A 6,840-nucleotide genomic window follows, 5' to 3' on the forward strand; every position below is an offset into this window, starting at 1 on the left:
GCCGGAGCTTAAAAGTCGAAGGGCCGCCCGAACTTCAGCGCATGCGCCATCATTTCTTTTTCACGACGCTAATCTGGCCATCCGACTCGAGGTACATCCGTTCCACCTCTTCAAGCGAGCTCGCACCATTCTCTCTTAGCTTAGCATCGAGCTCCTCATCAGTTATCGCCTCTCGGCGCATACTATCGTGCAGCTTTCGGCCATGCGAAACGAGGAGCACCTTCTTGGCATTCGCGAATCGGTTGAACGCCGGCCAATAAAAGGCGGCAGCGTCAATCAGACGGTTCCACGCTACGAGGGTTGTGACTAGCAGGCCGGCGTCAGCCAGGCTATCGGCGTCGCCGGCCATTCCATTTTGTGCGGCGTCTGCGACGATGACGATAATAAGCAGATCGGCGATGCCAACGGATCCGATGTCCCGCCTCGCGACGAAGCGAAAAAGGAGAAAGAGCAGCCAGTACATAAACGTACCGCGCAGGACGATCTCGAGCGGGGACATGCTAAATGAAAAGAGGTCCTGCCAATCTAGTGCATCCATGGCTGTCTCCCTGATTTTTGCGGAGCGCGCCGGGCACAACTGGCGCTCGCTTGCTTGCGGCTTTGGCACGGCGATGGCCAGTTCACGCCGTCAAAATTGTATACGCTTAGCGAGCAAGTTTCGCGCCAAAGCCCGGAGTTTCCGCTCGGAGCGATATGCAGCCTCCCCGCAGCCTAGAGTGATTCTGCGCCGAAGAACAGCCTCTCGTGCTTCTGCGGAAAAGGCGTTTTGGCTCTTGCTCGACCTTCTCGGCGGGCGTTACCGTGGTCGCCCGGGCGTTCGCCCGGCCTCTAGGGCAGTCTAGCGCGCAGGCCGCACTAGAGGCCAGCAGGCCGCATTCGACGCTACTAAGTCAACGCGAGGGCAGCGACGTAAGTCGCGTTGAAATCCATAATACCAAAGGCCCGGCCCGATGGTCACTTCGAGAGGCCACACCGAATCCAGCACGCATTTGACGCACGAAGGCGTCCCAACGCTGCGGCATTGAGACGCGCGGGAAGGCATGGGAATTGCGTTTCTCACGGAGCGGTCTGCGCGAGTGTGGCGCAGAATTCCGCTTCGCGAGCAAGGAGACTGCCATGCGAGTTAATTCGAAGGGAATGTTGCTTTCAGCGTTGCTTTGGGGCTTGTCCAATGTCGCGTGGGCGCAGGGCGCCGGTGCTGGGGCGGCCGGCGGAGGCGGTGGCACGGCAGGTGGCGGTGCTGCCGGACAAGGCGGAACAGGAATGGGGACGCCGAACGCCGGTGGTACCACCCACAGCCCTTCCGGGGCGTCGGGGTCGAGCACCATGGAAAAGGGCTCAGGGGACACCCAAAAGCATATGGAGAAGAAGGGAAAGATGGACTCCCCAGCGTCAGGGAGCGATCAAAAAAAGGCGTACTGATGAGCCCCACAGTCGCCCAACCCGAGGGTCAGCGCCAAAGCGCAATCGCAAGACGACGTTGACCCAGCATACGCCGTCAGCGCTCCACCGGGCCGGTCATTCAGTAAGACGGCTCTCTACTTGGCGGCCGGGGAACCCGAGGCTGGAGGCAGGCCCAAACTGTAATCACGCCGTCCCCTTCATCGGCCGGATAGCTTCGATATTACCCGGAACCTTCCCGAGCATCTTCGCTTCCTTGCCAATTGCCAAGATGGTCTTCTTTCCGTTAGACCCACCATTCTGACGAATCGATACGACCGAGGGTTCGTCGAGGACGATGCCCCTGCCACGCATGTAGATCAGGGCATTTGAGGTACCAAGATCAATCGCCAGATCGTTGGCAAAGTAGCTGCGCCGAAACCCGAACATTGAAATCCTGTCTCACTTGATCCCGGGAGTCGGCTCAGCCGGTGCAACCATGCGCCGCTCGGGAGACTAAGAATAGCAGTTTCAGAATCGGCGGCACTTCTTCCGTAAAGAGGACCGCTCGACTTCATGCGATTTTCCGGAGTATCGCACTTCGGCACCGGCGGCTTTAGATCTGACTTTTTAGATATAAATATCCTTTTGCTGCCTCGATGGCGCGATCGAGCGACTGGAAACTCGCCAAGTCTGGCAGTGTAATTAGCGAGAGTTCTACGGTCGGCAAGGGATCTGGGCCCCCGCTTCACGAGGCTTCGCCGCAGCGAAGACCGAACTTGTGAGGTCTCGATGCCTCCGGCCAAATCCGACGAGTCCGCCAGAAGTGGCCCGCTATACTCACTCGACGATGCCGGCGAGGTCTTCGATGTCCCTCTCGATACGACGTCGGGCCTCGCTCATGGCACCCTCTCGTGTATGGGAAACGAGAGGCATGACCAATCCGGTCCCTTTAAACTCATGCTGGAAATGTACCCAACCCGTATACGTACACACACCGGAATCTAATTGCACGACGTTGAGCGTCACGTCGTATGTGCGGTGCTCACCGCACGTGCGCATGTGTTGAAACTTTGATATGTCGGGCCTGTACATCTAGTCTCCATTCACTCGAATTTTGTTGCTTGGAGAATTAGGTTTCACCGTGTCTTCGAGCCTCGGCGCGGTAAGCCCGTTTGGGCCTAGCGACCAAGCTTATTGACTTGCTGCCGAAGCCGGTGCAGCAGCCGGCGCGGCCGGCGTTTCGGACGCAGCGCTCGGGGCAGCTGTTTCGCTAGGTTTGTTGCATGCAGCAAGAGCGACCGCAGCCAGCGATGAGGCTGCGAGAATAGATTTTTTCACGAGTACCTCCTCAATGGGTCATGTAGCGACGCGCGAGGAACACGGAAAGCGTCACATCGACGTTTCCGATACCTCTACGCGGTTGGATCACCTAGGATCGGAGAACGAGGCAGGGGCTCACCATCCACAAAAGCGGTCGCGCTTCGTATGGCGAATTGATAGGCGGAATTTTGATTTGCGAACTGTCCGAGATTGCCCAGCGAGGTGGATTCACCATCCTCTTCCAAGATACAAGCCCGCGCCACGAACGTGTTGCCTTTCCTGATAGCCGACGCCTGGATGGCTGCGCCGTGATGATATAGAACCATCGTTTCCTCGTGTGAGCACGACAGAACGGTGATTGTAAATCTACTTGTTATAACTCAGGTAACTGTTACCTTTTTCCCCGAGACGCTTAAATTAGATGAAACCAGCGGGGTTCAACGCGATTGCACCAGCGGGACCGTCGGCCGAGAGGATAAGAAGGGCCGGCGGAGGCGCCGGCTCAGTCTGGGTCAAGCCTATCCGCTCCGTCGCCGTCATGGGCGAGTGCGAGGTTGCTGAGGGTAGGCTCCGGCGGGCGGGCGTCCGGTTTTCGCGTTTTCCCTCTGCGCCGAGCCACCGTTCGGCGGAGGCTTCTTTTTGGCCGGAGGTTGTCCCACCAACTGGTTAACTACGCCGACGGTGCCGAGCTTTTCTAGTCGCGTACTCCGATCAGCATTAGCAGTCGCCGCGATGCACATGCAGATCGCACCGAGCCCCGCTGTGTTGGCTTTCATGGCTCAGGGCGCTGTGGACGGTTTGTCCTCGGCCCGCTCGGCCGCATCCTTTAAGTCCTCCTTTGCATCGCCGACGTCTTTGCGCACCTCTCCCTCGACTTGTTGGGCTTCGCCTTTCAATTCCTGGGCGGGGTCGTCCGTCATTTGACCGACCTTCTCATTGATCTTTCCCTTGACCTTTTCGGCAACACCTTTGACTTGATCCTCATTCATCGTCATTCTCCATTTCGGACTGCCCGCGGATAGCGGGCACTACCTAGTGCGCAAGAAGGATGCCAACCCCACTAGGCCCCAATTTAAGCCATGGGCACGGGCTCACTAGTTATACGTTTCTGTTTCCGATTCTCACAGCCGATGCGAAGCCGCTGGCAGCGGCAATCTGTTGTGCATCCGACTGAGGAGCGGCCTGCGTGCTTGGGCCGGGCTACCTCCGGCACGAGGCCAGGTGTGCCCTGACGCACCGCTCGAGGGCAACCTCGCATTGGCGCAAAGGCCGGTCGTTAGAGTCACGGCCACAATCATTTTTTCGAGCGGCGAGATTGTCGCGGGTACGCTTTCGCTCGTTCACATGAAGAGCATGCTCAGCCGGTAGAACCGAGTAAATGCTGACAAGCAGCCAATCAGACGGCGGCGCCATCGCCAGATTCGGACAACTCGCGCGATTGCCGCTTTCATCCCAGACACATCGCACGAGCTCTAATCCAACGCGATGCGCCGCGTGGTTCGCTTTGACCGCGGTGCGGATGCCCGGCTCTCGGCCGGCTTGCCCGGCGCATTTGGTCGCCGGGAGTGCGGCGCGAAAGGGTAGTTCCAGTGCGCCACCGGTCCGTGTCGCGGGGTGTGCGTGCTGCTGTTTTTTCGGTACGGGATTACGCCGACCGCGAACAGAAGCGCTTCGCGATGGCGGCCCGTTGATCGATGTTGCAACGGGCACTGCGCTGCGATCACCTCCTCGGTCGACCGCAGCGTGTGAGCGAAATTTTGCCCCGTTAAGCTCTGGAGCACCTCAGTGTATGCGGCGATTCTCAGGACCCAGACGTGTGCCCGCTACCCGGTCCGATCCCCTACATGTTTTGAAATTCGGATCACAGCCGCTTTCTGGTGCGACCCAAGCGATATTCGGCATCGGGTCTCTGATGGCTGCTCGTCGGGCAAAACGTGAGCTCGCCTTGCAAGCGGCGAATCGGCTAAACGGGGCACTGAGGATCAAGCTCTTCTCCGAATGCAAGCATCATGTCTGCGCCCCTTACCGCCAAGAATACTGCACGGATACTCCGCCGGCCAGGCGCATTCGCTCACCGATAGGACGAGGACACCGATCAGTGTCGGAAGAAGCCAGACGCACTCGCCCTGATCACCGGCCGCGGCCCACACGGCGGTTCTGGAATGGATCATGCGTTTCTCCAGGCGCTCGCCCGATTTGGGCGATGGATCGACCCGTAGAGGCGCACATGAACACCCTGTCACCAAAATATCTGCAATCCGTCGCGAAGAAAGACGCTTCATGGGTTATCAACGCCCTGAAGAAGTTCAGCGACGATCGCTGCGCGGCGATGGCTGCGAGCATCGCCTTCTATTCGGCGTTCTCGCTCGCACCTACGCTCGTGATGGTGATCGCCGTCGCTGGTTGGGTGTTTGGCCCGGAGGCGGCGCGCGGGCAGCTGTTTCATCAGGTAAATGGGATGTTGGGAGATCAGGCCGCGGCGGGTGTGCAGAGCATTGTGACGAACGCCCATCGCAGTGGCGAATCCGGCATGGCCGCGATCGTCTCATTCGTACTGTTGGTGATTGGGGCCTCGGCGACATTTTCATCGCTAAATACCGCACTTAACCTTATCTGGCCAGCGTCTGGCGAACCGAAGTCGAGCGTCGTCGCGCTTGTGAAGCTGCGGCTCATCTCGCTTGGGCTCGTCCTCGGGGTCGCATTCCTTCTGATCGTCTCTCTTGTGCTCGATACGGCGGTACAAGCCGCCGGGAAATGGCTATGGGGCACGTCGCCGTTGGTTGTTGTCGGCGACATCGTCCAGTTCGTTCTCGGCCTTGCGATACTGTCCGCGGCGTTTGGAGCTCTCCTAAAGTTTCTGCCGGACGGCCATGTTTTCTGGCGCGACGCTCTCGTGGGCGGCCTAATTGCAGCCGTCCTTTTTTCAGCCGGGAAGAAGCTATTCGCGCTTTATCTGACGCACGCGGGTACCGCTAGTGCCTTCGGCGCGGCCGGGTCCCTGGCGGTATTGCTAATGTGGCTGTACTTCGCGGCAGCCGTTTTGCTGCTTGGAGCAGAGTCCTCAGCAGCGAGGGCTCGTAAGGGCGATCCCCAACCCCGAAAGGCGCCGGACGCGATCACCGCACCCACCGTCCGAGGGTCTAATGACGTTGTACCCCTGGACCCTTCTGGGGCAACGGTGCGGGTTTCACGTCCGCGCGCAGACAGCAACAGTCTGCAACTTCGGGCCGTACGGATGTTCTCGCGCCCACTTATTTCTGCCGAGTCTCACGCCACACGATCTGCGGCGCGCGCATTGATCGGTGCGAGTAGGAAATTTTCCCAGACGAACCAGCTTGTGCATCGATATCCGTGGCGCGCGACATTGCTCGCCGCGACCACAGGACTGGTGGTCGCCGTTGCGGCTGGGCGCACCCATGGTCGGGATCATTAACTGGTAGGACCTATTGCGCGCCCACCGTCGACGAACTCCGCGTACTGCTCAGATCGGGCAGCACTCGCTATCATGGGTGTGGACACCTCGTCTGTGCGGCGGCCAGAACTATTGAGCGCCGTCAACCGGTCGCACGCGTTCCGGGCGGTCGACCAAGGCACACTCGGGGACGGCCGCGGACAGAAGGGAGAGGCGGGCTCGGACCGCCCGCCACATGCAATGCGTGTCGAGGGTCTGGATGGAAGGGCGGGCGGCAGGACGCCAACCGGCGTCACGACCTGAAAAAGGGTAATCGCACCTGTAACGCCTGTGCCGCCACGGGAGCCGAGCTCCGCTTTGCCCATCCGTGCCAGCAGCAAAGCCGGCACCAGGCTTCAACTCGAGAAATCGGTCGCACCCTGAAAGCCTCACCCTGATCGCGACCGCTGCCAAGATCTGATTTGTCTCAGGCGCGTAAGAGCCGACCATCGATGGCAGGTCGCCATTGCGCGATGCCCGAACCAGCTCGGTCAGGCGATAGGGTTTGATAATGAACGTGAATTCGTCTAGATTGCCATGCTGCTCAGTGAGCGCTGGCAGCGGGCAGCCCGATGCGAGCACAATCCTAGCGTCTGCGGCAGGGGCTGCAACCGCAACCCGCCGCAGACCGGCCCGCAGCTAACGCAGAACTGTATCGACCAGCAGCTTCACGTTGAGTATCACGA

At 59.6% G+C, this 6,840-nt stretch carries 3 protein-coding genes and 1 pseudogene; 1 reads left to right on the forward strand and 3 read right to left on the reverse strand.

The window, feature by feature from the left end; genetic code table 11:
• Positions 1-49 precede the first annotated feature (49 nt).
• The 3 genes and pseudogenes from BG61_RS37255 to BG61_RS37275 all read right to left on the reverse strand — a co-directional run bounded on the left by BG61_RS37255 (position 50) and on the right by BG61_RS37275 (position 3,692).
• Positions 50-538 carry a DUF421 domain-containing protein gene (locus tag BG61_RS37255; RefSeq protein ID WP_035943182.1) on the reverse strand — a complete coding sequence of 163 codons (489 nt, stop codon included), beginning with the start codon at positions 536-538 and terminating at the stop codon, positions 50-52.
• A gap of 1,061 nt (positions 539-1,599) precedes the next feature.
• Positions 1,600-1,830 (reverse strand): annotated as a pseudogene (locus tag BG61_RS37265) (rod shape-determining protein); the annotation flags it as partial.
• 1,652 nt (positions 1,831-3,482) lie between these two features.
• Entirely contained in the window at positions 3,483-3,692 is a 210-nt protein-coding gene (locus tag BG61_RS37275; protein ID WP_035943187.1) for a CsbD family protein, read from the reverse strand.
• Positions 3,693-4,930: 1,238 nt separating this feature from the next.
• Between BG61_RS37275 and BG61_RS37280 the strand changes: the two genes are divergently transcribed.
• Positions 4,931-6,136 (forward strand): YihY/virulence factor BrkB family protein, encoded by a 1,206-nt coding sequence (locus BG61_RS37280; protein WP_035943188.1) that lies wholly within the window; start codon positions 4,931-4,933, stop codon positions 6,134-6,136.
• The last annotated feature ends 704 nt before the right edge of the window (positions 6,137-6,840 follow it).

The sequence above is a fragment of the Caballeronia glathei genome (genome assembly GCF_000698595.1).
Taxonomy (GTDB): Bacteria; Pseudomonadota; Gammaproteobacteria; order Burkholderiales; family Burkholderiaceae; genus Caballeronia; species Caballeronia glathei.

Bases quoted from the DNA above. Each gene is read 5' to 3' on its own strand.
- BG61_RS37255 (WP_035943182.1), bottom strand. From the start codon at position 538: ATGGATGCACTAGATTGGCAGGACCTCTTTTCATTTAGCATGTCCCCG.
- BG61_RS37275 (WP_035943187.1), bottom strand. From the start codon at position 3,692: ATGAATGAGGATCAAGTCAAAGGTGTTGCCGAAAAGGTCAAGGGAAAG.
- BG61_RS37280 (WP_035943188.1), top strand. From the start codon at position 4,931: ATGAACACCCTGTCACCAAAATATCTGCAATCCGTCGCGAAGAAAGAC.